The organism is Arthrobacter sp. 2762 (assembly GCF_040548745.1).
Classification (GTDB): Bacteria; Actinomycetota; Actinomycetes; order Actinomycetales; family Micrococcaceae; genus Arthrobacter.
On sequence record NZ_JBEPSI010000005.1, the window covers coordinates 63,300 to 87,865 of the forward strand.

A 24,566-nucleotide genomic window follows, 5' to 3' on the forward strand; every position below is an offset into this window, starting at 1 on the left:
CGATTAGTTCAGGATAAATGAATTGACCATATCACCCCGTTTAATCCACAGTTGGGGGACACATTGGTATTGGATCCAATGTCTGAACAAAGCAGGAGGCACCAGATGTGTGCGGCATTGTTGGACGGTGCGAGGGTTGCTGAAGGCAGTCACTTCGAGATTATTGACGAGCACACCAGCGGTCACGAACGCGTACGGATGGTTCGTGACAAGGAAACCGGGCTCAAGGCCATTGTTGCGATCCACAATTCGTCCTTGGGGCCGGCCTTGGGAGGGACACGCTTCTTTCCCTACCCAAAAGAAACGGAAGCGCTCACAGACGTCCTTCGGCTGTCAGAGGGCATGACCCTTAAAGCGGCCGCCGCTGGATTGCCGCTGGGTGGCGGCAAAGCCGTCATCATTGGCGACCCGAACACAGACAAGTCCCCCGAGCTCCTGCGAGCATACGGGCAGTTCGTCCACGCATTTGGCGGCGAGTACATCACGGCTGGTGACGTGGGGACGACGGCTGCCGACATGGACGTCATCGGTTCGCAGACGCCGTGGGTCGTTGGCCGCAACGCAGGCGGCTCGGGTGACAGTGGATACTCCACAGCGTTCGGTGTCTTCGTGGCAATGCAGGCAGCTGCAGTCCACGTCTGGGGAAGCCAAGGACTGGCTGGGCGCCGCGTCGGTGTTGAAGGTGCCGGAAAGGTTGGAAGCCAACTTGTTCGGTTGCTTGTCGACTCTGGAGCGGACGTCGTCCTGGCAGACAGTGACCCCATGGCCCTGCAACGTGTGTCCAGGACACACCCCGGGACCGAGGTTACTGACCGGGTTCTGGACCAGGACATCGACGTCTACGCTCCGTGCGCCATGGGTGCGACGCTGAACCCCAAGACCATTCCCGCCGTCCGTGCCCGCATTGTCTGCGGTGCCGCAAACAATCAGCTACTCGACTCAGACTGCGAAGAACAGCTGCAGTCCGCTGGCATTCTGTGGATCCCGGACTACGTCGCAAATGCCGGAGGGCTGATCCAGGTTTCCTCCGAGGTCACCGACCTCGGAGCCGAAGAAGTAACCGACCGAATAGCAAAGATCGGACCAGCTGTTACCGGCATGCTCGAAGCAGCCGGGGACGGATCACGAACCCCGGCCAAGGCAGCCCGGGAGCTCGTCCAGCGCCGACTTTCCGAAGCCAAAGGACACAATTCATGACCAGCCCACCGCTGTCTCTTCTCACTCAAGACGGGACCTACCAATCGCAAACGGCGCTCCCGCTGGACCCGGAGTCGATTGACTGCGCCCAGCTTCTGCGGGACATGATCATGATCCGCAGGGTTGACTCTGAAGCAATCGCGCTTCAACGACAAGGCGAGCTCGGTTTGTGGCCGTCTCTCCTGGGCCAGGAAGCTGCGCAGGTAGGCGCTGCGGCCGCGCTTTTTCCACGGGACGTTGTTTTCCCAACCTATCGCGAACATGGAGTCGCGTGGAGCAGGGGAGTGGATCCCGTGAACTTACTGGGTTTGTTCCGAGGGACGACATTAGGAGGTTGGGATCCTACTGAAAACAATTTCAACCTCTACACCCTGGTGATCGGGGCCCAAACGCTGCACGCCGTGGGATACGCCATGGGCATCGTCCGGGACGGTGATGTCGGCACCGGAGATCCGGAACGGGACAGGGCTGTCCTCGTCTTCCTCGGTGATGGCGCACTGAGCGAGGGAGAAACCAACGAAGCCTTTGTCTGGGCGGCCGCCCAAAACTTGCCGGTTGTATTTTTCTGCCAAAACAATCAATGGGCCATCTCGGCGCCGTATTCGGTCCAAAGCCGCGTCGCTGTGGCTCAGCGCGCCCAAGGATTCGGCTTCAATGGCATCAGGGTAGACGGAAACGATGTCCTTGCATGCCTTTCCGCTACACGTGAGGCCATGGCCGCCGCCAGGGCAGGCAACGGACCTACGCTCGTCGAGGCCTTCACCTACCGCCGCAACCCGCACACCACATCCGACGACGACGGACGCTACCGCTCCGGGGCAGAAAACGATGTCTGGGAATCCCTGGACCCCATCGACCGACTCAAGAACTACTTGGTGGTCTCAGACAAGATCGACCAGGACTTCCTGAGCAAAGTCGGGGCGGAGGAACAGGAGCTCGCTGAGAAGCTCAGGGCAGGGTGCCGCGCCCTTCCCAATCCGGCACCAGATCATCCTTTCCGGAATACCTACGCCGAGATGCCGAAAGAACTTGAGGATCAAATGATCGAACACCTGAATTTTGTGGAGGCCGGGGCATGACCGCCCAGCCAAGCACCATGCCCATCGCCCACGCACTGAATGCAGGCCTCCGCGACGCGATGGAAGCCGACGACAAAGTCATGCTCATGGGTGAAGATATCGGTCAGTTGGGCGGTGTATTCAGGGTGACCGATGGACTACAGAAGGGTTTCGGCAACCTCCGGGTGGTGGACGCGCCCCTTGGCGAGGCCGGAATTGTCGGAAGCGCCATAGGACTTGCCATGGCCGGATACCGACCCGTCTGCGAAATACAGTTCGACGGTTTTGTTTTCCCGGCCATGAACCAGATCACCACCCAGCTCGCCAAATACAGGCATCGCTCCGACGGCAAGATCTCCTTGCCCGTAGTAATCAGGATTCCTGCCGGCGGCGGCATCGGTGCCATCGAGCACCACTCCGAATCTCCCGAAGCCTATTTCGCGCATACCGCTGGACTGAAGGTCGTGACACCCTCGTCACCCCAGGAAGCCTACGACATGATCCGCGCGGCAGTCCGAAGCGACGATCCCGTGATCTTCCTGGAACCCAAACGCAATTACTGGCTCAAAGGCGAGGTTGACCTGAGCCGCGCACCAGGCCCACTTGAGAAGGCCAGCATCGTTCGCCCTGGCGAGGACCTGACACTCGTTACATATGGCGCCCTGGTACCTGTTGCCCGGAAAGTTGCGGACGTCTGCGCCGAGGAAGGCCGGAAGGTTGAAGTCATCGACTTGAGGTCGCTGTCTCCCATTGACGACGAAACCATTCTCCGTTCGGTGGAACGCACTGGCCGGCTCGTGGTGGCCCATGAAGCCTCACGCAGCGTTGGCTTAGGCAGCGAGATCGCCTCACGTGTCCAAGACGCCGTTTTCCATTCCCTCGAAGCTCCAATCATCAGAGTGACCGGCTACGACACCCCCTACCCCGCAAGCCGCCTGGAAGAAGAATGGCTGCCAGGGCTTGACCGGATCCTCGACGCCATTGACCGCAGCTTCACCTACTAGCGGAAGGTAAAAATGACAATCAAGGAATTCGCCCTCCCGGACGTAGGCGAAGGGCTTACCGAGGCCGAGATCGTCAATTGGCTGGTAAAGCGCGGCGATAAAGTAGCCGTCAATCAGGCAATCGTGGAAATCGAAACAGCCAAATCACTTGTGGAACTCCCTTGCCCCTTTGACGGGGAAGTCAGCGAACTCTTGGTTCAGCAAGGTGAGACCGTCGACGTAGGCCGCGCAATTATCAGCATCGCTACCGCTGCAGAGAACATCAAGGCGACAGAAACCTCCGAAGCAGCCACCGACGACGACCCCAAACTTTTGGTCGGCTACGGGGCAAGGGAAGTGGCAAGTCGTCGACGACGGGGTCGAGGCGTTAGACCGACCGCAACCACGCCGGCACCCGCCGTTGGCAGCCCCGCCGGCAACGCTGGGCGCGTAGCTGGTCGCCCCACGGCAACCCCTCCGGTTCGGAAGCTGGCTAAGGACCTTGGCGTCGACCTCAGGATGGTTAGGGCAACCGGACTTGATGGAATCTGTACCCGCGCAGACGTGCTGAAGGCCCATTCAGACAGAGAAAACCTTTCGGCGACGACAGGCGAAACTCCCCGAAGCAACACTGGCGATCTCCGGATACCTGTCCGGGGCGTCCGAAAGCAAACCGCCGCAGCTATGGTGCAGTCAGCATTCACAGCTCCCCACGTCACCGAATTCGTGGCGGTCGACATTACCCGCACCCTGGAGCTGAGGGAGCAGATAGCTCGTCGCCGGGATTTTGCGGACGTGAAGCTGACCCCGCTCACGTTTGTCGCCAAGGCCTTCCTCCACGCCCTGAAGAACACGCCGGAAGCAAACGCTACATGGGATGAGTCCGCGCAAGAAATCGTGCAGTTTGAGAAAGTGAATCTAGGCATTGCTGCAGCAACGCCGCGCGGCTTGATCGTGCCCAACATCAAGGACGCACAGCCCTTGCCGCTTGCCGGGCTTGCAACGGCCATTTCGGATCTGGCTTCAACCGCCAGGCTTGGGAAAACCGAGCCCCAAGCGATGGCCAACGGAACAATCACCATCACGAATATCGGGGTTTTCGGGATCGACACGGGAACCCCGATTCTCAACCCCGGAGAGGCAGCAATTCTTGCTGTCGGAACTGCCCAGCGTACGCCGTGGGTCGTTCACGACAAACAGGGCGAACGAATCGAGCCCCGCACGGTCCTCCAACTGGCGCTCTCCTTTGACCACAGGATCATGGACGGCCAGCAGGGGTCACAGCTCTTGGCCGACACAGCCGCTCTGCTCCGTGAACCTGGCTTTGCATTGATCTAGATCTGTACGGCACCCACCAAAGGACATGGGCCAAATGCAGTACTACATCGTCAATGACTGGAACATCCTCGCTGGGGCCATGGTGGAAATCCGAATGGGCCGGGATTTCCTTCGAGAAGGAGTCGTTGAATCTTACACACCCGACGGCTGCATCGTCTGGCTCGAACAAGGACAGGGATTCGGCCGGCAGCTGGTGGACAAAGGTTCAGGCTTCAACATCTGCATTTCCGAGGACCGGCTCAGGGCTATAGGCCGGATCCCATGACCCCAAGCATCGCAGCACCGCTACCCAATCATCAGAAAGAGAAACCATGACCGCACTCAAGGAGAGGGAACCGTCTGCATTCGCAGCATGCGATGAACCCGTTGCGACGCCGCCTTACGCAGAAGCGGACTTGCTGTTCCTTTCAGACCTCTTGACTGACGACGAATATGGGCAGTACAGGGAGGCACGCGACTTCCTTCAACGTCAGGTGCGGCCGGTCGCCGTCGACTTTTGGAATCGTGCTGAATTTCCATTCGAGCTCATTCCACGCCTGGCCAGGCAACAACTGACAGGCATGAACCGTCGCGGTCCCCTCCTCGCGGGACTGATCCAGATGGAGTTCGCCCGCGCAGACACCTCCGTATCCACGTTCTTCGGCGTTCATGACGAACTCTTCACCACCGCCATCCAGGAACTCGGGTCAGAGGAGCAGCGTCGCACAATCCTGCCGGACCTCCTTTCGCTCCGTAAGATCGGTGCCTTCGCCCTGACAGAACCCCGCCACGGATCCGATATCTCCCGTGAAATGGAAACCACGGCTACATGTTCGGGCGACGAGTGGATCCTCAACGGGCACAAGAGGTGGATCGGAAACGGAACTTTTGCCGACTTCGTCCTGGTTTGGGCCCGGGACACCGCGGACGGACAAATCAAGGGTTTCATCGTCGAGAAAGGAACACCTGGCTTCCGCACCGAAGCCATCAACAACAAGACCTCTGTCCGAATCATTCAAAACGCCAACATCACGCTGGATAACGTACGGATCCCCTTCACCAATTGGTTGCCCGGCACCTCAACGTTCCAGGACGCCAACTCCTTACTGCTTCATTCCAGGGTTTGGGTGAGCTGGCAGGCAGTGGGACAGCAGTTCGCGGCTTTTGATGTGGCAAGGGCTTACGCCATGCAACGGAAGCAGTTCGGCAAGCCAATCGCTTCCTTCCAACTAATCCAAGAGCAGCTCGCCAGAATGGTCAGCAATGCGACGATGTCGTTGTCGTTGATGATTCAGCTCGCCCGCCTCCGTGGAACCGGCCGCCTGACAATGGATCATGCCGCCTTGGCCAAGTCCAGCTGCACCGCCAACATGCGCAAGACCGTCGCGCTTGGGCGCTCGATCGTTGGCGGCAACGGCATAAGCACCGACTTCGAGATGGCGAAAATTTTTGCCGACGCTGAGGCGATCTATTCATACGAAGGTAGCTACGAGATCAATTCCCTACTCGTAGGTCGCGCAGTAACTGGAATCTCCGCTTTCGTCTGAACCTGCCCTCCTGTCCCCAACTCCACCACACATCACATAAGAGGACTCGGATATGGATCTCAAGAACACGTCAGCCATCGTCACAGGCGGCGCCTCAGGGCTGGGCGCGGCCGTAGTCCGTGCATTGGCAGGTCATGGCGCAGAAGTATTCGCCCTTGATCTACCCGGTGCCATTCAGGAAAGTGTCCTGGCACGTGGCGTCCACTACGTCCCGGCGGACGTAACCGACGCCGACGATGTCCGGCAGGCCGTGGCCAGAGCCGCAGCCGGGGCACCGCTCCGGACCGTCATCAACTGCGCCGGGGTCCTTCCCACCATGCGCATTCTAGGCCGCAGGGGAGTGCACGATCCGGCTGTTTTCGCCAAGGTTATCCAAGTCAACCTGATCGGATCGTTCAATATCCTGGCCATGGCTGCAGAGGCCATTTCGCTCACGCAGGCCGATGAACACGGTCAGCGCGGAGTGGTCATCAACACCGCCTCCATAGCGGCCTTCGAAGGACAGATCGGCCAGGTTGCCTATGCTGCCTCCAAAGCCGGCATCGTCGGACTTACCCTTCCAGCCGCACGGGACCTCGGGCAATACGGGATCCGCGTCAATGCAATTGCACCAGGTGTTGTGGAAACACCCATGATGGCCAGGGTCAGCGACGAAGTGCGTCAAGCGTTGGCAGCCAGTGTCACATTCCCCAAGAGGTTGGCATCACCCAATGAGTTCGCCCAACTGGCCTTATCCATCATCGAAAACGACTACATCAACGGGGAAACAATCCGAATGGACGGTGCCCTCCGGATGGCACCTCAGTAGTGGGGCCGGATCACCGCGTAGACAAAGGAAAGCAAGCATGTCCCAGAAATCACGGCCCCCCTACCCTCCAGTCCGTCCCGACGACGTCGTCATAGTTGGCGGGGCCCGTACCCCCCCAAGGGAAACTGAACGGCCAGCTGGCCCATCCCACGGCTGTCGAACTCGGCGCTGCTGCCGTCAGCGGAGCCCTTGAAAAGGCTGGCGTCGACCCAGCGGAAGTTGACGTCGTCATCATCGGGCAGGTGGTGCAGGCCGGAACCGGCCAGAACCCTGCCAAGCAAACATCTATTATGGCCGGCATCTGCCCTGAAGTACCCGCCGTGACAATCAACAAAGTCTGTCTGTCAGGCCTCACAGCGGTGATAGACGCCGCCCGCCTCATCAGGGCAGGCGAAGCTGGGCTGGTAGTTGCCGGTGGTCAGGAATCCATGTCACGAAGCCCCTGTCTGCTGCCAGGGGTCCGTCAAGGATGGCCGTATGGCGGCGGACAGACTACGGATTCTTTGGTTCGCGACGCTCTCAGCGACGCCCAGCAAGAGGTGTCGATGGGAATCCTGGCCGAGCGCGGAAACCAAGTTCACAGGATAGAACGGAGAGCACAGGATGGTATCGCAGTTGCTTCGCATCGCAGAGCCGCCGAGGCCTCCTCGAATGGGATATTCAAGGATGAGATCGTCCCCATCCCTGTGCGGAAGGGACTAGGCAAGCTCATCGTAAACGATGAACAAGTCCGACCCGACGCCAACATTGAGGCACTATCGCAATTGCGCCCGGCGTTTACCGACGGTGGCAGCATCACGGCAGGCGACGCATCACCGTTGTCGGACGGTGCAGCTGCACTCATTCTGACTACACGTGCCAATGCCGAGCGGTTGAAGTGCAAAATTCTTGCCGTTGTAGGACCGTCCGGACAGGTGGCGGGACCGGACAATCTGTTGCACTCCCAACCATCCAACGCGACCAAAGCGGCACTGGCCCGTGCCGGATGGACCACAGAGGACCTCGATTTCGTTGAGATCAACGAGGCATTCGCTGCCGTGGCAGTCCAATCATTGCGGGAACTCGGCATCCCTGCAGACCGCTGCAATCTTCACGACGGTGCCATTGCGTCGGACACCCGGTTGGCGCTTCGGGTGCACGCATAGCCCTGCATGCAGCCATGGAATTGTTCCGTCGCGGCACTGGAAAAGCCGCAGTGTCACTCTGCGGCGGGGGAGGCCAAGGGGACGCGCTGTTGCTCTTCCGCAGCTGATCCCGTGCTGGGAATTCTCTCGCCGGCCGGCCGGGGCACTGGCGGACACGCATGGATGGCTCACCCGTTTGATCTGATATCTGCCTTCCCGGGTCCTACCCGCACGTGGCGCAGCGGCTCACGGCATGCATTTGCCTGCAGGCAGATCACCAATTTACCTGCGCCAGGAAAGACATAGTCAGCGCTCCCGCATTCTGGGCTCGTGAATCGGGCCGCCCCTCTCGCCTCGCCGGACGGCGGGCCGCTTCAACGACAGCGGCCCGCCGTCTGGCGTTTTCTCCGCTGCCGGAGTCCTCGAGTCCAGCAACCACGCGTGGCAACTTGAGGCACGGGCGCCCGGTAGCCGGCAAGAGACAGCAGGAGAAAGTTGAGGAGGTCAGGGGCAAGTCCCGAAGTACGCCAGCGTCCTGGCCGTCGCGGCTAAAGTGGCCTTTGCACTGTCCACCATCTACAGCCCCTCCTGGATCTGAGCTTTCCCATCCAGCTTACGTCGATGGTGGGACTACTAATTACTGCCGGTGTTTGTCTAACCGGCTGTGCGCTCGTCAGGCTGCGCACACGACGTGCTGTCCAAAGCGAAACGCTAAATGGCGTCTGCCTTCTCAACGAAGGCAGACGCCATTTACGGGATTGCTAGGACTTGCTGCCTGCAGGCAGCTTGCCCATGGCAGCCATGGCAATCAAGCCGATGGCTGGAATAAGCGTCAATTGGATGATTCCGGCAGTCTGCCACCCCAAGTTGCTTTGCATGAACGTTACGAAGTAGCCGGAAGCGCTGGCGGGTATATACATTGCTGCGATCATTAGGCCGCTGACTCGGCCGAGGTACTTGGGGTCCACAGATCGCTGCATTAGGGCGCTTGTATTCGTGATGACAACTCCGCTGAAGGCAACGCCAAGCAGTGCTGAGAAAATCATGTGAACAGGCAGCGAGGCAGCGAAGCCAAATATGGCTACGCCCATGACCATGATGGAAAGCAAACCTACGACGTTAAGCAATCGCTGATCAACGCGGTCTGCGATCGCGCCTCCAACGAGAGCTCCGAGGGCGCCGATTCCAAACATGCTCGCTGCCCAGCCAGCTTCTGCAGGCGTGAATCCCAGAGTCTCCCGCAGATAAGTCGGGTACAGACCCAAGTACCCATAGATCGCAAAACCTCCCGCAATGGCCACGAGGACACAACACAGGACGCGCCGGTTGAAGAACCGCAGGCCAGTGGTCATCTCCGACGACGAGCTTGATGACGAATCCCCACGACCAACCTCTGTAAAGGACTTGGGCACAAGTGCCAAAACCAGGAAAAGGATAACGATGCCAATTGCACCGAACAGGATGAGTGGAATGCGCCAGTCGCCAGTTGCCGAAACGATGGCGCCACCAAGCAACGGGCCGGTAAAACCACCCAGACCAAAAGCTGCACTGATAGAGCCAAGCGCGAAACCGCGGTGACGAGTGAAGTATGCCCCTACTGCCGCAAAGAGTGCAGCGACCTGCATTCCTTCGCCTACGCCAGAAAGGATTCGCCATAGTGCCATGTCCAGTGTTCCGGCGGCCACCGACTGCAGGGCACAACTGACCGAAAAGATCAGGAGGCTAATGAGAACTACCTTTTTACGACCGAATCGATCGGCCAGGTAACCAGCCGGAACCCCAGCTAGCCCCATGCCAAGTGTGAAAATGGTCGCGATGATGCCCGCCTCGCCACCGGTGAGCCCATAAGTAGCCTTGATATCCGGCAGAAGGACAGCGAAGACCTGTCTGTCCATGGCATTGATGAAGTACGAGAGATCCAGGACCAGTAGAAAAAAGAGCACCCGCCCGCTTAGCTCGGACAGCTTCGGGCCGCCTCTGTTTTGCTGGATTGTCGAGTCATTCCTGGAAAGCTTGGTGAGGTCTGGGGATGGCATTGGACTCCTACTAGGCCGTTGGTTGGGGAGGCCGCGGCAAGCGGAAGAAAATCTGGCACGCCGCAAGGCCCAAAGGCTGCAAACTGGTCCTGATTAAAGGGATTGGATCTTATCTATGATTAATTGGATCCAGTTTGATGTGATGAGAATCTCATGTAAGGCGTACAGCGTCAAGGGGTTGGGCTTGGTACCGGCTTCATCGGCGACCGCCATCAAGACGGACCGGGTGATCCGGCGTGCGCTGGACGGAGTCCTGTTCATTGACGAGGCCTACGCGCTGGCCCCGGAGGACGGCCGGATGGATTTCGGCCCCGAGGCGATCGAGGTCCTGCTCAAGCGGATGGAGGACCACCGCCACCGCTTGGTGGTGATCGTGGCCGGGTATCCGCGGTTGATGGAGTCCTTCTTGCTCTCCAACCCTGGATTGCGCTCCCGGTTCGCCCGGGAGATTACGTTCCCGGACTACTCCGTGGACGAGCTCGATACGATCTTCCACCAGATGCTTGCCCAGCACGAGTACACGTTGGAGCCGGGTGCGGACCAGATGCTGCGTCGTATCCTTACCGGGCTCCACGCGGGCGAGGACTCCGGCAACGCGCGGTTCGCACGCACGCTGTTCGAGCAGGCGCTCAACCGCCAGGCGCTGCGGCTCTCGCTCGATGAAGAACAAAGTCTCGACGCCCTCGATCGTGAGGCGGTCATGACGCTCACCGCGGACGACATCGCCGAGGCCGCGCTGGCCTTGGGAGAGGAGCCAGAGCCGGAGCCGGAACCGACGCCGGAACGGGAACAGTCACGCTGGTGGCGCTGGCTGGTCTGAGCTCCGATTCCGACAATTCAACGACCAGATTGCGTTCGGCTGCACTTCCGTGTTCTTGCCGCCCCATATCGGAGACCTCCTGCAGGACGTCCCCGAACTGAAGGAGTCCGGATCGGCGACCCGAAGGAAGGTGGCCCGACATTCTTGATGAACGCCTCACCGGAGGCGTCCACTCCCACCGTCATCTCAGCAGGCACCGTGAGGTTCCCAAACGGCATGGAGGAGGGGCCATCGGAATCGAGCCGCCGTCATCGGTCGTCCGGGGGATGGCTCGGTGGTGTCCTGATCCAGCTCCGTTCGATCTCTGAACAAAGATCGTTCTCCGGCGATTTGGGGGAGTATTAGAGGACGACTAGTGGTGGACTCTATGTGGATGGAAGATATCCACCCGTCGGCAGGTACTCAATGTCGGTAGACGCCAGGCAGGGATCTGAACAATGAGAGTGGGACTGCGGCTACAGGGAACCAGCTGCCGGACCGTTGTATTGGACGGGCGGACTGTAGTTTCCGCCGCCCGGGAGGTGCACGCCGACAGCTTGCCCGAAGCACTGGAATCGTCCCTGTCCGCTCTCCGTCGGGAGTTCGCGTCAGGCATCACGGAGATCACTGCCGACGTCGGACGGGTTCTGGCGGAGCGGAAGCTGGCCGGCGTCGTCGCCGTTCGTATTTCGCCCCGTCCTCCCGCGGACCGCTTCCACATGACCGTGCTGCCACCCCTCATTGAGCCGGCGGTGACCCGCACCGTGCACGTCGGCGGGGGTCATGACCTACGGGGACGGCCCTTGGCCCGGTTGGATCTGGAGGCGTTCCTGGCTGATCTCCCGGGCATCCTCTCCAGTGGCGTACGGAACGTGGCGATTACATCCGTCGGTTCGACGGCATCAAAGGCGCATGAAACGCGCATTGCAGATGCCATCCTCAGCAACGACCGGGACATGCGTATCAGTATTTCCAGCGACTTCTATTCGAGCGTCTTCCGGGACCGCGACTACACTGCCATCCTTAACAGTGCCCTGATGGAGACGGGGGAAGAGTTGGCTGCCATGCTTGAGGAGGCGGGCCGGCGCCATTTCCCGGCCGCCCTCCTGTCGTTTGGAAAGAACGACGGCGGTCGCGCGCCTTTGTCACGCTTGGCGTTGGCTCCTGTGCACGGGTTGTACGCGGAGCCCGCGATGGCAATCCTTGGCGCGGCCACGTTGGCGGGAATCCCCGATGGGGAAGTCATTCTCTGCATGGAGGCCGGAGCCACCGTGGGCCACACCCGGGGAGGCTTGCCTGCCGCCAGAAGCCTCATCCGCCAAGGATTTGACGCGAGCATCGCCAGCAATGCGGCCATACTTGAGCCCTACACTGTCCACCATCCCGTTCGTACGGACATCCCCTCCGTGATTGCCGATCTCCGCGAGCATCAGGAGACTGCGCTTCCGTTCGGGCTGGTGCCGACTCTGCCGGCGTCGCAGGACGCGGCGCTGGTAGGGTCTGCCGCGGCGCCGCTGACGGCGTGGATCGACAGGCTCGCGACCGTCAGCGGCCGGGATGACCTGCAACGCGTACAGAACCTCGCCGAAGAGGACGCCTACTCAGCGGCGGTCCAGTTGGGTGCCAGCCCCGGGCAGACCCGCATCATTGAATCGAACGTCTACGCCATGCCCTATGGCAACCCGGGAATCGTTCGAATCCGGGTCCAAGCGGCAGGAGAAACATACGCCCACGAGGAACACATGCTGCCCACAGCTGCCCTTGGAGCAACATCATGAGCACAGTACTCACTACCGAAGACGTCCGGAACCTCCGCACCGGGGCACACTTCCTGACCTGCACCATCGACCCGACGGCCATCTACATATACGCAGAAATGATCCAGCGGGCGATGGAGGGCCGGTCATTGGAACTCATCACCGTTGACGAGCTTGCTCCCGACGACCTGGTGGTGGCGGTCGGAATGGTCACGCAGGGCCTTTTCATCGCCGACATGCCTCCCGTGGGAGATGAGTTCCTTGGCTGCATCCGTGCCATCGAGGCGAATCTTGGGCGCCCGGTGCGGGCAATCTATTCACTTGCCGCCGCCAATGTCAACGGAATCGTCCCCCTCATGGTTGGACTGCAGTCCTCGCTGCCCGTCATCGATTCCGACCCCATGGGCCGCGTTTTCCCCTTGATCAGCCAAACGACGTTGAATATTGGAAACGTGGCGATAGGCCCTATCGCGCTCATGGGGGTGACCGGGGAACGGGCGGTGGTCGAGGTCGAAAGCCCGCAGCGGGCCGAAACGCTTGTTCGTGCCCTGGTGACCGAACTGGGCGGCTGGGCAGCCACCGCCATGTACCCGTGTTCCGCACAACAGCTGAAGGAGCACGGAGTCCACGGGTCCATCAGCCGGATGATCCGGATCGGGCAAATCCTCGACGCGAACACCCCCGTCGAGAGAAAGCTGTTGATGCTCAGCGAACTCCTCGGCACCACGCGCATCGCCCGGGCCCGCGTGAGCCACATCGAAAGCCTCTCGCGGCCAACGGACCTGGGCCTGCCGGCGCAGCCGTCCAGCGTAACGCTCGAGGACGAGACCACGGGGCGCATCGTTCGTCTCGAAATCCAGAATGAGATCCTGCTGGTCCTCGTGGATGGCGAAGTTACAGCAGCTGTCCCGGACATGGTGACCCTGCTCAATTCCGAGCAGGGCACGGTGGTCAACATCGACGACGTCCAGGTGGGCGACGTCATGGACATCATGAAGATTACGGCAGCGACACAGTGGTACACAGAGGCGGGGCTTGATCTCACTGAGCCTAAGGCCTTCGGCATCCCGATGGTGCACCCAAGGCGGCGACATGCGTAGGTCGAAAAATGAAACCCGGCTCGATCTCGCCGGGCTGTTGGCGCACGGCTCACTCCGTGGCACAACGCCTCTGTATCTCACTCCATCGAGCGGGTTGGTGGAGAGCGTGGTTCTGGTCTCCCAGCTTGAGGAAATCCGACAGGTGCGTCCCAACACTGTGGTCGTCCTCTCCCCGGAGATGGGATCAGGTGGCTGGCTGGTTTCCGCGGCACTGCGACACGCTTGGGAGCGGCGGGCCAGCGCCGTCGTCGTGGCCGGCATTACTTATGCAAGCGGAGCGGTCGGACTGGCGGAGCGGTTGGGCACCACGCTCCTGGCCGCTGACGGGGACCCAGCGGCATTGGCGTTGGCTCTGTCGGCCGAGATCGGAGCTGCCCTGTCGGTGGTCGATGCGGAACTGGCCCGGGTAGCCCGGGCGGTCGCAAAGGACACCACCCTCGGTGACGTTCTCAAGACCATTTCCAGGGAACTGGACGGGGTGGGAGTTTTGCTGGGGTACGACGGCGTGGTGCTGGCCTCCGCCGGAATACCTCCACGGGAGACTGACGAAGTCATCACCGTGGAAGTCGGCGAGGCCAATAGTGCCCTCCGCTTCACCCTCACGGCAAGCGTGCCCACATCCGGGGTCCACAACCTGCGGCTGGTGCGCTCAATCCTTGAGGTAGCCACCCCGGCGGTGAAGGCCGCCTGGTTGTTGGAAGACCTCCACAGCTCTGCCCGTGCCATTCCCACGGCGGCGATCGCGGGATTGGATCAGGACCTTGATGCGTCAGGGGCGGAGTTCGAGGAAAAACACCGACATCTGCTGAACCAGCTGGGCTGGCGCGAAGGGGAGCATTATGTGGCTGTGTGGTTCCGAAGCGGGCGGGTGCAAGACCATCGGCCCGAACTGACGGCTGTGCTGCGCCTGCTCTGGCGCAAGGTCACAGCACGCAGTCCCTTGGCCGAGGTTCAAGGCGGTTGGCTGACGCTCGTACCGGCTGGGGACCAGGACGCCTCGACGCAGCTCGAAACCCGAATCAGGACACGTCTGGGACCGGCCCTTGCCGAGCTTGGCTTGGTGGCCGGACTGTCCCGGTGGCAGGAGGATGGCCCTGCGCTGGCGTTGATCGTGCGTGAGGGCCGGCTGGCTGCTGAATCGTCCCGGTCGATGGGACCGGGTACGGTTCTAGGCCTCGCCAAACTCGGGGTGGCGGCGGCCACCAGCTTCGTGGACATGGACGCCGTCGCTCTCGTGGCCGAACTAACACTGCCGCGCCTGATGGCATCTCCTGACCGCGACGTGATTATTACCGCGGTGGCCGTCTTCCTGGATCACCGCAGCTCAGTCAGCCTCGCAGCGAAGTCCCTCAATTTGCACCGGAACACCCTGCAGGCCCGGCTTAATCGGGCACGGGAACTCGGTGTCCGGCTGGATATTCCGTCCGAGTTGCTGTCCGTCCACCTCATTGCCAAAGTGCTGCAGCGCTCCTTGCAAGACTAGGCGGGCACGCGGGCATACCGTTCCGCCAGCAATCCGTGACCGCGGTCCATGCCCGGGAACGGTCCCTGGTCCGTGTCCTTCGAACTGTTCCATGGACAACTGTTTTGTGGAGAACTGTTCCATGGACAACTGTTCTGTGGACACGTATCCAGGGACCGCAGGGCTAACCTATCTCGACAACAATCTTCCCTGACTGTTCGTTCGACTCCATGTAGCGGTACGCGTCGAGCACCTGGTCGAAAGCAAAGACCCTGTCTACCCTGGGCCGCAGCGCGCCGGAGCCAATCCGCTCGAGGATGAAGTCGACGCCTCTCTGCCGCTCATCGGCCCGTCCGACATGGTTGAACATTGAGTAGGGATGGAACACCGATTGAGTCCTGCACATTGCTGCCATGGGGATGACGGGCTGCTGATCGCTCAGCGTTCCGTACCCGAAAATCACTGCATTGGGTGCCAGGTGATGGACGTAGGTGCCGAGGGACTCTCCTCCTACAGGATCGAAAGCGACCCGCACGCCTTTGCCGTCGGTGGCGCGGTCAATGACCTCGCCGAGATCGTCGACTCCCACAAGGGCAACTTCGTTTGCGCCTGCTTCGAGGAGGAGCGACCGCTTCTTCTCCGTCCGTGTCGTCGCGATCACCCTCGCCCCCAGTGCGCGCGCGACCTCGATGGCGCCAAGCCCGGCCGAACTGGCGGCGGCCGTGACGAGCACGGTGTCATCGGATCCGAGATTGGCTACTTCTGCGAAGGCGAAATAGGACGTCAGATATTGCATCCAAACAGAGCAGGCCTCGGCATCCGAAAGCTCGGGTGGAGCAAGGGTTAGGTAGTCTCCCGGAAGGACGGCGGTCGTTCCCTGCACGCCGTCGGTCGTGGTGTAGAAGGGAATACTCGTCACGCGGTCGCCGATGTTGAAGGCCGTGATGTTCCTGCCGATCTCGGTCACCGTTCCCACTGCCTCGGAACCGATGCGCGAGGGGAACGCCGGGATGGTGTAGTGCTCCCCGTGGATGAACATCAGATCTGCCCGGTTGAGTGCAAATGCTGCGACGTCGATGCGGACATCGTTGTCGGCGACCGGACGTGGCGAAGCATCTTCGACGCTCAGCACTTCAGGGCCTCCCAGTTCGTGGAAGACAACCGCGGATTCCGGCCTGCTCATGGCCGGACCATCGAGAGTTCAGTCAACGCAGGGGCCGAAGTCATTGACACCATGTGCTTTGGCTTGAGGGCCGGGAAAAACTGCGCACGTTCTTGGGCGGTCGGCCCGTCGTAGCCCAGGCGCTTGCTGTGCGTCCAACCGAAACGGCGGGCCGAGTCCACAAGCAGCTCAGCGTGTTTGAGCGGGGCCACAGTCGCGTCGATCACAGGTACGCCAATTTCCTCTTGAACCGTTTGGAAGAATCCGAATTCGGCCGTGCACCCGAGGATGACGACGTCTGCGCCGTCTTCCTCCACGGCCTTGCGGGCTTCGGTCATGATCCGCTTCTCCGTGAGAGCCGGGTCCGCCTGGAAGTCGTCGACGCCCATCTCGAGCACGCGCCACGAGGCAAGACGGTCTGACGCGCCGCAACGGTGGACGTTCTCGGCCATCTCGGGAATCCACTTTTTCCGTCCAACGAGTATGGAGAATCGCTCGCCCAGGCTGCCGGCGAGGCTCAGCGCCGAATGCGCAGGGCCCACAACCACCATGCGATCGGTGATTTCGCGTGCGGCCCGCAGCGCCGGGTCGTAGAAACAACCGATGACGGCGGCGTCGTAGCCTTCTTCTTCCGCCCAGCGCACCGTGCGCAGCAGTTGCGGGAGCATGAGTGCCTCGAAGGCGTTGTACTCAACGTGGGAGGGGCCCACGCCATCAAGTGAGACGACATCAACTTCGGTGCCTGGACGGACGATCTGGCGGAAGGAGTCCGCCATTGCGCGGTTGTAAAGATCGGTGAACAGCGGGTTGATCCACAGGATCCGGGCATTTTCCGGGAGAACGTCGAGACTTTCGCTTGGGCTGATCATTCCAATTCACTTCCTTCGGTTTCGGGCAAGAAGAGGCCGAGGACGACCGTGGCAAACAAGAACATGTTGATAAAGAGGATTGTCGAAGTAGTTTCGGTGGCTGAGGCCAGGAGGAGCCCGACAAGACTCGGTGCGACCGTATTTGCGACGCGCTGACCGAAAAGCCCGGACCCGTAACCTGAGCCACGAAGCACTGAGGGGTAGAGCTCACCCATCCACGTGTCCCAGACACCCCAGGCTCCCAGGGCGAAGAAAGCCAGGGAGAACATGCCTACATACATCTCGGTCTCTGTGGAGGCTGTCCCGAAGAAGAATCCGCCGGCTGCTGCGGCGAGGACGTAGATCGTGAAGATCCACTTGCGCCCGAAACGTCCAGTGAGGTAGGAGGCCGACATATAGCCGGGGATCATGAGCACCGCGCTCAGGGCGATGAAGCCAAAGCTTGATGAGGCGCTCAGTCCTCGCACTTCAAGCAACGTGGGCATCCACGATTGAAGTCCCCAGTAGCCCCAGGAGAAGGTGAAGTTGATGAGGACCTGAATAACCGTGATCCGGCCCATCCTCCCCTTGAAGAGGTTCCAGAAGGACAGCTTTTTGCCGTCCGAGACCGTCAATATGGTGCTCCGGGAGATGCCGCGTGCACCCAGACGCTCGAGTACAGCGTGTGCCTCTTCATTCCGGCCCCGCCTCGCGAGCCAGTAGGGGGATTCCGGTACGACCTTGTATAGAACGATGCCCCATAGGCTGGCAAGCGCGCTGACAGCAATAACCCAGCGCCAGCCGTGCCCTCCGATCAGGGCAGCGGTGCCGAGGGCGGCAAGGATGCCAATCGGCCACCCTGCAGCCAGATATACAGTGGCCTTTCCGCGGACCTTCACGGGGAGCAGTTCTTCAAAATAGGGGAAAGTCACCGTGAAGACGCCGGAGAACAAAAGCCCGGAGAGGAAGCGAGCCGCCGAGAGGACCTCAAAGTTCGGCGCGAAGCAGCTCAGGAGCGTAAAGACGCCATAACCGAAGAAGCTCCACGCACAGGTGGCCTTCCTGCCGATCCGGTCAGAGATGGGTCCCCAAACGAGTGACCCGGGAATCATGCCAAGGAAGAGCGCCGAAATAGCGATTCCTACCTGCGTCATACCGACCTGCAGGCTCGTAGCCAGATCACTGGCAACGTACGTGAGCATGAGCATTTCCCAGGCTTCGATTGCGAAAGCAACGAAGAGGACCGCACAGATCTTGACGTGGATGAACCCGAAAGGCATGTCGCGGAACGCGTGCCCCACGGCCATGGAGAGAGGTGGACTCGCCGTCCCGGGCACTGGCCCTGAAACGAGTGGGTCGATATTGGACATGTCGTGACCTCCGATATTGCGAATGGGATAAGAAGGACAAACAGCGTTTCTGTGCACGGAGAACAGTTCGGATCCCAAGGAATGCACGGTGCACCTCGGAGCAGCTCATCCAAGCCTCCACTCGGAGCAGCCTGTCCAAGCCTCCCGCCGAGTGATTGCCCTCACACTACAAACCGAGAACTCACAGATGGTGTTCAGCTTGCACTTTTCTGGCATGGAGGTTTGGGCGCCAAGCACTACCGCCCAAAACGTGCACCCGTTCGGGCGTGGCGTAACTGCCACCGCTTTTGTGCAGTCTGCCCGTCCAGCTAGAGCACAAGGGTGCAATATGCCCATCCCCATGGTTGGCCCCGTATGTAGCGTGTTGCCACACACAAAGTGCCATTCCCAGAACCATGAGGAGATAAACATGCCGAACTACAGGGTGTCGATGGATATCGGCGGAACCTTTACCGACATTGTGGCGTACGACCAGGACGCCGGAACCTACGCGGCAACGAAAGCGTCAACCACGCCCGGGAACCTCAGTGCCGGCGTCATCGCAGGCCTCGAATCGATAGTCGATGATCTCTCGGACATCGATTTCCTGGTCCACGGCACCACACAGGGCCTGAACGCATTCCTCGAACGCCGTGGTGTTCCCGTGCTGCTGCTGGCCACCGCCGGCATCGAGGACACTTATCACATCGCCCGCGGACCGCGTCTTGAGCTCTACAACGCTCAGTACCGCAAGCCCGCCCCGCTGGTCGAGCGCAAGGATGTCATCGGCGTCGAAGGCAGGCTGGACAGCCAAGGCGGGGAACTTGTGCCCTTGGACGAACTGGCAGTCCGCCAAGCAGCGCGCCGGGCAAAAGAGGAAGGCTATGGCGCCGTCGCCGTTGCGTTCCTGTTCAGCTACAAGAACCCCTCGCACGAACTCAGGGCCCGCGAAATCCTCATAGAGGAACTAGGGGAAGACTTCACCGTCTCCCTATCGCACGAAGCAGCCAAGGAATGGCGCGAATACGAGCGCACGTCCTCTGCCGTCGTCGAGGCCTACACGGGTCCGGTCGTACGCAACTACCTTTTGGACTTGGAAGACAAACTCGCTGACCGGGGAGTGGAAGCCCCACTGCACATCATGCAGTCCTCCGGCGGTGTACTCACCGCCGAATCCGCTCGTAAGCGGCCGCTGCAGACGCTGCTTTCCGGCCCGGTCGGCGGTGCCATGGGCGACGTCGAACTGGCAGGTGTCTCGGGAAACCGCAACCTCATCGGTGTGGACATGGGCGGAACATCCTTTGACGTTTCCTTGGTGGTTGACGGCAAGCCGGACGTCTCCACGGAGGCCCACCTTGAAGGTCTGCCGATGCTCATGAGCGTTGTCAACATCCACACCGTCGGCGCTGGCGGCGGCTCCGTCGCCTGGCTCGAAGCCGGCGGCCTGCGGGTCGGACCGCGTTCCGCAGGAGCCAACCCCGGACCGGCTTGCTACGGCCGCGGCGGGACGGAACCCACCGTCACTGATGCCAACCTGGTCCTCGGCCGTGTCGACCCCGACTGGTTCGCCGGCGGACAGGTCGCCTTGGACCGCGAAGCCGCGATAACAGCCCTGAAAACTGTCGGTGACCAGCTCGGCCTGGACCCCATTGCCATGGCGGAAGGCATCTGCGACGTAGCCAACTCGCAGATGGCCCAGGCGATCCGGACCATCACGATCTCCCGCGGCATCGAGCCCCGGGACTTCTCCCTCGTGGCCTTCGGCGGAGCCGGACCCATGCACGCAGTCTTCCTCGCCAAGGAACTCGGCATCCCGGAAACAGTCGTTCCTCGATTCCCCGGCGCTTTCTCCGCCTGGGGCATGCTGCAAACCAACATCCGCAAGGACTTTTCCGAACCCTACTTCTACCTCGACGAAGACATTGACGTGGCCGACATGGCCGGCATCCTGCGCTCCATGGAAGTCGAAGGCTTGTCGTCACTGGTCTCGGAAGGGGTCCCGGAGGAAAGCCGCGCAACGAAGGCGTCCGTGGACGTCCGCTATCAGTCACAGGAGTTCTCGCTGAACGTTCCGCTGACGTCCGCTGACGAGCCCGAATCTCCCGACTTCGTCGCCAACCTCGCCCGCCGATTCTCCGCGATGTACCACGAGCGCTACGGCCACTCCAACCTTGGTGCGCCGATCGAAATCGTTACGCTGCGCACGCAGGCTGTCGGTGACCTGGGACGGCTGGAAGCTCCGAGCTACGTCACTGCACAGGGGCCGGAGTTCAAGCACGAAATCCGTCAGGTGGTCTTTGACCACGTTGAGCACAGCACCACCGTGGTCCGCCGGGACGACCTCGGAGCAGGCCACACTTTCGAAGGTCCCGCCATCATTGTTGAGCAGACCGCCACCACCGTGGTTCCACCCGGGTTCAACGTCAAGGTCGACGAGTTCGGCTCCCTGGTCATCCGCACTGAAAACGTCGAAGAAAACTGAGGTACCAAAAATGACAATTGCAGCAGTCACAACCCTGGATCCGGTCACCGTGGAAATCATCCGCAATGCGCTCACCAGCGCGGCGGATGACATGAACGCCACCCTGATCCGCTCCGCCTACTCACCCATCCTCTACGAGGGCGGGGACTGCGTCGTGGCCCTACTGGACACCGAACACCGAGTGCTGGGACAGTCCGCAGGCCTGCCGCTGTTCCTGGGCAACCTCGAAACGTGTTCGATCGCCGTGGAGGAAATGTACGGCCGCGCGGTCTGGCAGGAAGGGGACATCTGGATCCTCAACGATTCATACCTGGGTGGCACCCACCTGAACGATGTGACCATTTTTGCTCCGATCTTCGACGACGGCGCCGTGGTCGGATTCGCGGCCACCCGTGCGCACTGGATGGACATGGGATCCAAGGATGTTGGTGGCTCGATGGATTCGACCGACATCTTCCAGGAAGGCTTCAGGATGGGGCCGGTCAAGCTGGTCGAAGCCGGTATAGAGACTTCTGTCGTTGACCTGATCCGGACCAATGTGCGCTTCCCATACCAGACCATTGGTGACATGCACGCGATGATCGCAGCCCTCCGGATGGGGACCACCCGCATGAAGGAGCTCGTGGGCAGGTACGGGATGGAGCAGTTGGATGCCGCCCGGGATGAGATCTTCCGCCAAACGGAGGAAATCGAGCGTGCGACCGTCCGCAACATCCCGGACGGCGTCTACGAAGCCGAGGGTTTCCTGGACAACGACGGCATCGATCTGGACACTCCCATTCCAATCAAGCTGCGGATCACGGTAGCGGACGATACCGTTGACTTTGACGTCACCGGATCGGCGGACCAGACCCTGGGTCCGGTCAACTGTGGTGCTGCCCAGGCCGTCTCGGCATTGCGCGTCGGCTACAAGCTCCTCGTCAGCCCGGAGTCCAACTCCAACGGTGGTTCCTTCCGGCCGATGACCACCCGGGTGCGGTCCGGCTCGGTTCTGGGCGCCGTGACGCCGGCCCCGTGCCAGTGGTACTTCTCCCACCTTGGGCTGCTGATTGACCTCGTCTCCAAGGCAATGGCCCCGGCCATGCCCGAACGGGTCGCCAGCGCCAGCCACGGTGACTCCATGATTATCACCGCCGCCGGTTTCGACACCCGCTTCGGCCGGAACTTCGTCACGATGGAAGCCACCCTGGGCGGCTGGGGTGCCTGGCAGGGCACGGACGGTGAATCAGCCATGATCAACAACGTCAACGGCTCACTCAAGGACCTGCCGATCGAGATGTTGGAGACCCGTTACCCATTCCGGATCAACGAGTACTCCATCCGCCCCAACTCCGGCGGACCCGGACAGTACCGCGGCGGCAACGGCGTAGTGCGCGAATACGAATTCCTGGCCGACTGCGTGGTCGGGCTCTGGTTCGAACGGTCAAAGACCCCCGCTTGGGGACTCTTCGGCGGATCGGACGCTCAAGGCCCGGAAGTTGTGATCAATCCCGGACGCGCTGATGAGGTCCGCACTCTGAAGGCGAACGCCCGCAAGGTCAAAGCCGGCGACGTCGTCCGCCTCGCTGTGGGCGGGGGCGGCGGCTTCGGAGACGTCTCCAAGCGCTCCCGCGAGGACATCACCTACGACATCGTCAATGGATTCATCACCGAGGACTTCGCCAAGACGCACTACGGCTACTAAGCCCCGCCAGCGGATGGGTTCCCATCCAGAAGGGAGGACTCCATGAGTTCCCAATATCAATCCTTCGACGACGTTTGCGAAGACGCCCGGAAAGCAGTCGGCGTCACACTCTTTACCGTCTCAGTCATCGCCGACGACGGCGCCAGTATGGCCCGCGTCTACACCACCCATCCCGATGTCTATCCGGTAGGCGGGAAGAAGACCCTCGCCGGGGACACGAACCGGGTGTGGCTTGAACAGGTCCTCGAGGGACAGCAGCCGTTCCTGGGGGCGGACAAGGAAGCGGTCCGCGCATTCTTCTTTGATTCGGAAACGATCGAGTCATTGGGCTGCGGGGCTATCGTGAACGTTCCGGTCGTGAGCAGCGGCCGGACTATCGGATCGATGAACTTCCTCGCCCCTGAGGGCAGCTATGACCAGGACTCAGTAGAGGCAGCCGTGGACGTCGCCCGCCGTTCCGTCCATCTGCTTGAAGAAGCCCTTACCACCGCCAACTAGTTCCTTCGCGGGCGGGTACCAATTGGGGGCCCGCCCGCGCTGGACCACAGGAAGGAACTACACGTGACCACTCCGGGAATCCTGACAATCCGGAATGCCCTGATCTTCGACGGGGAATCACCCGAGCTGATTGAGGGCTCCATCAGCATCCGGGACGGCCGGATCACAGGGGCTGGGCAAGAGGTGGAAGAGGCCGGCGTCGTCCTTGACGCCGGCGGCCGCACCGTGATTCCAGGACTTATCGATGCACATTTCCATGCTTACGCGCTCAGCCTGACGTCTGCCACGAACGAGACGGGGCCACTTAGCTATTCCGCACTTACTGGGGCAAGGCGCCTCGCTGCTGCATTGCTCCGTGGATTCACAGCGGTGCGTGACGTGGCCGGCGGTGACGTTGGCCTTGCCAACGCCATCGAGGAGGGACTGTACCCTGGTCCACGCTACTTCTTCACGGGACCGGCGCTAAGCCAAACAGGAGGCCACGGCGATATCCGGGCCGCGAACGACGGAGGATGCTTCCATGGCGGCCACATGTGCGAAGTGGTGGACGGCGCCGATGACCTGCTGCGGGCCGTGCGCCACCGATTCCGAACCGGCGCCACCGCGATAAAGCTCATGACCTCCGGAGGGGTTGTTTCACCGGTCGATCCGATTCGGGTTCCGCAGTACAGTGCGGAGGAAATCCGCGTGGTAACGGACGAGGCTTCCCGGCGGGGCAGCTATGCCACGGCCCACGCATATTCGCCCGAGGCTATTCGCCATTCAGTACTTAACGGGGTCCGCTGCATCGAACACGGCAATCTGCTGGATGCGGAAACCGCCCAGCTCATGGCTGACAACGACGTTTATCTCATCCCCACCTTGGTGACCTACGAGGCCATGGAACGACGCGGAGAGGAAGTCGGCCTCACCAAAACGGGAGCGGCCAAGAACCGGGAAGTGCTGGAGGCCGGGAGGAACGCGCTGGCACTGGCCCGCGACGCTGGGGTCCGGATCGGATTCGGAACAGACCTCATGGGTGAACTGGAGGACGAGCAACTGGCCGGACTCCGCCTGCAGTGTGAAGTGCTTGGCGTGTACGGCGCCCTCCAGTCGGCAACATCCACCAACGCCACCCTGCTTCGGCGCGCTGACCTGGGAAGCATCACCGAAGGGGCCTGTGCGGACTTGGTGGTGCTGGACGGGAATCCCTTCCGTGACCCCTCGGTCCTCTGGGACGAAAGTAGGGCTCGCACGGTCATCAAGGACGGGCAGATCGTCTCTCCCGGTGCCCTTCGGGGCGCGGCGGACTTCGCGTTGGAGGTACCGGTCGGCTGAAGGTGGGCATGGCTGCCGCAGCTGCCGGGCGACTTCTT

The 24,566-nt window shown here is 61.2% G+C and carries 19 protein-coding genes and 1 pseudogene; 16 read left to right on the forward strand and 4 right to left on the reverse strand.

Going from position 1 to position 24,566, the window contains the following annotated elements:
- Positions 1-105: 105 nt before the first annotated feature.
- The 8 genes and pseudogenes from ABIE18_RS10785 (at position 106) to ABIE18_RS10820 (ending at position 8,162) form a co-directional block, all read left to right on the forward strand.
- Entirely contained in the window at positions 106-1,197 is a 1,092-nt protein-coding gene (locus tag ABIE18_RS10785) for a Glu/Leu/Phe/Val family dehydrogenase (protein WP_499722722.1), read from the forward strand.
- Positions 1,194-2,276, forward strand: a complete 1,083-nt coding sequence (locus tag ABIE18_RS10790) for a thiamine pyrophosphate-dependent enzyme (protein WP_499722723.1) — start codon at positions 1,194-1,196, stop codon at positions 2,274-2,276. The genes ABIE18_RS10785 and ABIE18_RS10790 overlap by 4 nt, the downstream gene beginning before the upstream one ends.
- Complete coding sequence (locus ABIE18_RS10795; RefSeq protein ID WP_499722724.1) at positions 2,273-3,259, forward strand: alpha-ketoacid dehydrogenase subunit beta; 987 nt, start codon at positions 2,273-2,275, stop codon at positions 3,257-3,259. Before ABIE18_RS10790 ends, ABIE18_RS10795 begins: the two co-directional genes overlap by 4 nt.
- Positions 3,260-3,271: 12 nt before the next feature.
- Entirely contained in the window at positions 3,272-4,576 is a 1,305-nt protein-coding gene (locus ABIE18_RS10800; RefSeq protein WP_499722725.1) for a dihydrolipoamide acetyltransferase family protein, read from the forward strand.
- A 34-nt stretch (positions 4,577-4,610) separates the two neighbouring features.
- The gene (locus tag ABIE18_RS10805) at positions 4,611-4,841 is read left to right on the forward strand and encodes a hypothetical protein (RefSeq protein WP_499722726.1); all 231 of its coding nucleotides are present in this window, start codon (positions 4,611-4,613) and stop codon (positions 4,839-4,841) included.
- Positions 4,842-4,887: 46 nt separating this feature from the next.
- Positions 4,888-6,102, forward strand: coding sequence for an acyl-CoA dehydrogenase family protein (locus ABIE18_RS10810; protein ID WP_499722727.1), 1,215 nt, complete (start codon positions 4,888-4,890; stop codon positions 6,100-6,102).
- 52 nt (positions 6,103-6,154) lie between these two features.
- Positions 6,155-6,910 carry an SDR family NAD(P)-dependent oxidoreductase gene (locus tag ABIE18_RS10815; protein WP_499722728.1) on the forward strand — a complete coding sequence of 252 codons (756 nt, stop codon included), beginning with the start codon at positions 6,155-6,157 and terminating at the stop codon, positions 6,908-6,910.
- 37 nt (positions 6,911-6,947) lie between these two features.
- A pseudogene (locus ABIE18_RS10820) lies at positions 6,948-8,162 on the forward strand (acetyl-CoA C-acetyltransferase).
- A gap of 633 nt (positions 8,163-8,795) precedes the next feature.
- Here ABIE18_RS10820 and ABIE18_RS10825 read toward each other — a convergent pair.
- Positions 8,796-10,070 (reverse strand): MFS transporter, encoded by a 1,275-nt coding sequence (locus ABIE18_RS10825; RefSeq protein ID WP_499722729.1) that lies wholly within the window; start codon positions 10,068-10,070, stop codon positions 8,796-8,798.
- 142 nt (positions 10,071-10,212) lie between these two features.
- On the opposite strand from ABIE18_RS10825, the gene ABIE18_RS10830 reads away from it, so the two are divergent.
- The 4 genes from ABIE18_RS10830 (at position 10,213) to ABIE18_RS10845 (ending at position 15,209) form a co-directional block, all read left to right on the forward strand.
- Positions 10,213-10,890 (forward strand): AAA family ATPase, encoded by a 678-nt coding sequence (locus ABIE18_RS10830; RefSeq protein WP_499722731.1) that lies wholly within the window; start codon positions 10,213-10,215, stop codon positions 10,888-10,890.
- Between the two features lie 536 nt (positions 10,891-11,426).
- On the forward strand, positions 11,427-12,647 hold the full coding sequence (locus tag ABIE18_RS10835; RefSeq protein ID WP_499722733.1) for a hydantoinase/oxoprolinase N-terminal domain-containing protein: 1,221 nt from the start codon (positions 11,427-11,429) through the stop codon (positions 12,645-12,647).
- Positions 12,644-13,726: a DUF917 domain-containing protein gene (locus ABIE18_RS10840; protein WP_499722735.1), complete on the forward strand. Its 1,083-nt coding sequence runs from the start codon at positions 12,644-12,646 to the stop codon at positions 13,724-13,726. The genes ABIE18_RS10835 and ABIE18_RS10840 overlap by 4 nt, the downstream gene beginning before the upstream one ends.
- On the forward strand, positions 13,719-15,209 hold the full coding sequence (locus ABIE18_RS10845; RefSeq protein ID WP_499722736.1) for a helix-turn-helix domain-containing protein: 1,491 nt from the start codon (positions 13,719-13,721) through the stop codon (positions 15,207-15,209). Before ABIE18_RS10840 ends, ABIE18_RS10845 begins: the two co-directional genes overlap by 8 nt.
- A gap of 163 nt (positions 15,210-15,372) precedes the next feature.
- Here ABIE18_RS10845 and ABIE18_RS10850 read toward each other — a convergent pair whose 3' ends face one another.
- From ABIE18_RS10850 to ABIE18_RS10860, 3 genes are read right to left on the reverse strand one after another with little or no spacing between them, the layout of a single operon-like run.
- Positions 15,373-16,371 (reverse strand): zinc-dependent alcohol dehydrogenase family protein, encoded by a 999-nt coding sequence (locus ABIE18_RS10850; protein ID WP_499722737.1) that lies wholly within the window; start codon positions 16,369-16,371, stop codon positions 15,373-15,375.
- A complete protein-coding gene (locus tag ABIE18_RS10855; RefSeq protein WP_499722738.1) occupies positions 16,368-17,219 on the reverse strand; it encodes an aspartate/glutamate racemase family protein in 852 nt (283 codons plus the stop codon). Before ABIE18_RS10855 ends, ABIE18_RS10850 begins: the two co-directional genes overlap by 4 nt.
- Positions 17,216-18,568, reverse strand: coding sequence for an MFS transporter (locus ABIE18_RS10860; RefSeq protein ID WP_499722739.1), 1,353 nt, complete (start codon positions 18,566-18,568; stop codon positions 17,216-17,218). The genes ABIE18_RS10855 and ABIE18_RS10860 overlap by 4 nt, the downstream gene beginning before the upstream one ends.
- A gap of 409 nt (positions 18,569-18,977) precedes the next feature.
- Between ABIE18_RS10860 and ABIE18_RS10865 the strand changes: the two genes are divergently transcribed.
- The 4 genes from ABIE18_RS10865 to ABIE18_RS10880 all read left to right on the forward strand — a co-directional run bounded on the left by ABIE18_RS10865 (position 18,978) and on the right by ABIE18_RS10880 (position 24,528).
- Positions 18,978-21,029 carry a hydantoinase/oxoprolinase family protein gene (locus ABIE18_RS10865; protein ID WP_499722741.1) on the forward strand — a complete coding sequence of 684 codons (2,052 nt, stop codon included), beginning with the start codon at positions 18,978-18,980 and terminating at the stop codon, positions 21,027-21,029.
- 10 nt (positions 21,030-21,039) lie between these two features.
- The gene (locus tag ABIE18_RS10870; protein ID WP_499722742.1) at positions 21,040-22,713 is read left to right on the forward strand and encodes a hydantoinase B/oxoprolinase family protein; all 1,674 of its coding nucleotides are present in this window, start codon (positions 21,040-21,042) and stop codon (positions 22,711-22,713) included.
- Positions 22,714-22,755: 42 nt separating this feature from the next.
- On the forward strand, positions 22,756-23,211 hold the full coding sequence (locus tag ABIE18_RS10875) for a GAF domain-containing protein (protein WP_499722743.1): 456 nt from the start codon (positions 22,756-22,758) through the stop codon (positions 23,209-23,211).
- Between the two features lie 63 nt (positions 23,212-23,274).
- Positions 23,275-24,528, forward strand: coding sequence for a metal-dependent hydrolase family protein (locus ABIE18_RS10880; RefSeq protein ID WP_499722744.1), 1,254 nt, complete (start codon positions 23,275-23,277; stop codon positions 24,526-24,528).
- Positions 24,529-24,566 lie beyond the last annotated feature (38 nt).

What these genes read in the sequence shown, in the direction of transcription:
- ABIE18_RS10800 (WP_499722725.1), top strand. Translation starts at nt 3,272, where the DNA reads ATGACAATCAAGGAATTCGCCCTCCCGGACGTAGGCGAAGGGCTTACC.
- ABIE18_RS10805 (WP_499722726.1), top strand. Translation starts at nt 4,611, where the DNA reads ATGCAGTACTACATCGTCAATGACTGGAACATCCTCGCTGGGGCCATG.
- ABIE18_RS10790 (WP_499722723.1), top strand. Translation starts at nt 1,194, where the DNA reads ATGACCAGCCCACCGCTGTCTCTTCTCACTCAAGACGGGACCTACCAA.
- ABIE18_RS10875 (WP_499722743.1), top strand. Translation starts at nt 22,756, where the DNA reads ATGAGTTCCCAATATCAATCCTTCGACGACGTTTGCGAAGACGCCCGG.
- ABIE18_RS10865 (WP_499722741.1), top strand. Translation starts at nt 18,978, where the DNA reads ATGCCGAACTACAGGGTGTCGATGGATATCGGCGGAACCTTTACCGAC.
- ABIE18_RS10855 (WP_499722738.1), bottom strand. Translation starts at nt 17,219, where the DNA reads ATGATCAGCCCAAGCGAAAGTCTCGACGTTCTCCCGGAAAATGCCCGG.
- ABIE18_RS10850 (WP_499722737.1), bottom strand. Translation starts at nt 16,371, where the DNA reads ATGAGCAGGCCGGAATCCGCGGTTGTCTTCCACGAACTGGGAGGCCCT.
- ABIE18_RS10825 (WP_499722729.1), bottom strand. Translation starts at nt 10,070, where the DNA reads ATGCCATCCCCAGACCTCACCAAGCTTTCCAGGAATGACTCGACAATC.
- ABIE18_RS10785 (WP_499722722.1), top strand. Translation starts at nt 106, where the DNA reads ATGTGTGCGGCATTGTTGGACGGTGCGAGGGTTGCTGAAGGCAGTCAC.
- ABIE18_RS10845 (WP_499722736.1), top strand. Translation starts at nt 13,719, where the DNA reads ATGCGTAGGTCGAAAAATGAAACCCGGCTCGATCTCGCCGGGCTGTTG.
- ABIE18_RS10795 (WP_499722724.1), top strand. Translation starts at nt 2,273, where the DNA reads ATGACCGCCCAGCCAAGCACCATGCCCATCGCCCACGCACTGAATGCA.
- ABIE18_RS10815 (WP_499722728.1), top strand. Translation starts at nt 6,155, where the DNA reads ATGGATCTCAAGAACACGTCAGCCATCGTCACAGGCGGCGCCTCAGGG.
- ABIE18_RS10860 (WP_499722739.1), bottom strand. Translation starts at nt 18,568, where the DNA reads ATGTCCAATATCGACCCACTCGTTTCAGGGCCAGTGCCCGGGACGGCG.
- ABIE18_RS10810 (WP_499722727.1), top strand. Translation starts at nt 4,888, where the DNA reads ATGACCGCACTCAAGGAGAGGGAACCGTCTGCATTCGCAGCATGCGAT.
- ABIE18_RS10840 (WP_499722735.1), top strand. Translation starts at nt 12,644, where the DNA reads ATGAGCACAGTACTCACTACCGAAGACGTCCGGAACCTCCGCACCGGG.
- ABIE18_RS10830 (WP_499722731.1), top strand. Translation starts at nt 10,213, where the DNA reads ATGAGAATCTCATGTAAGGCGTACAGCGTCAAGGGGTTGGGCTTGGTA.
- ABIE18_RS10870 (WP_499722742.1), top strand. Translation starts at nt 21,040, where the DNA reads ATGACAATTGCAGCAGTCACAACCCTGGATCCGGTCACCGTGGAAATC.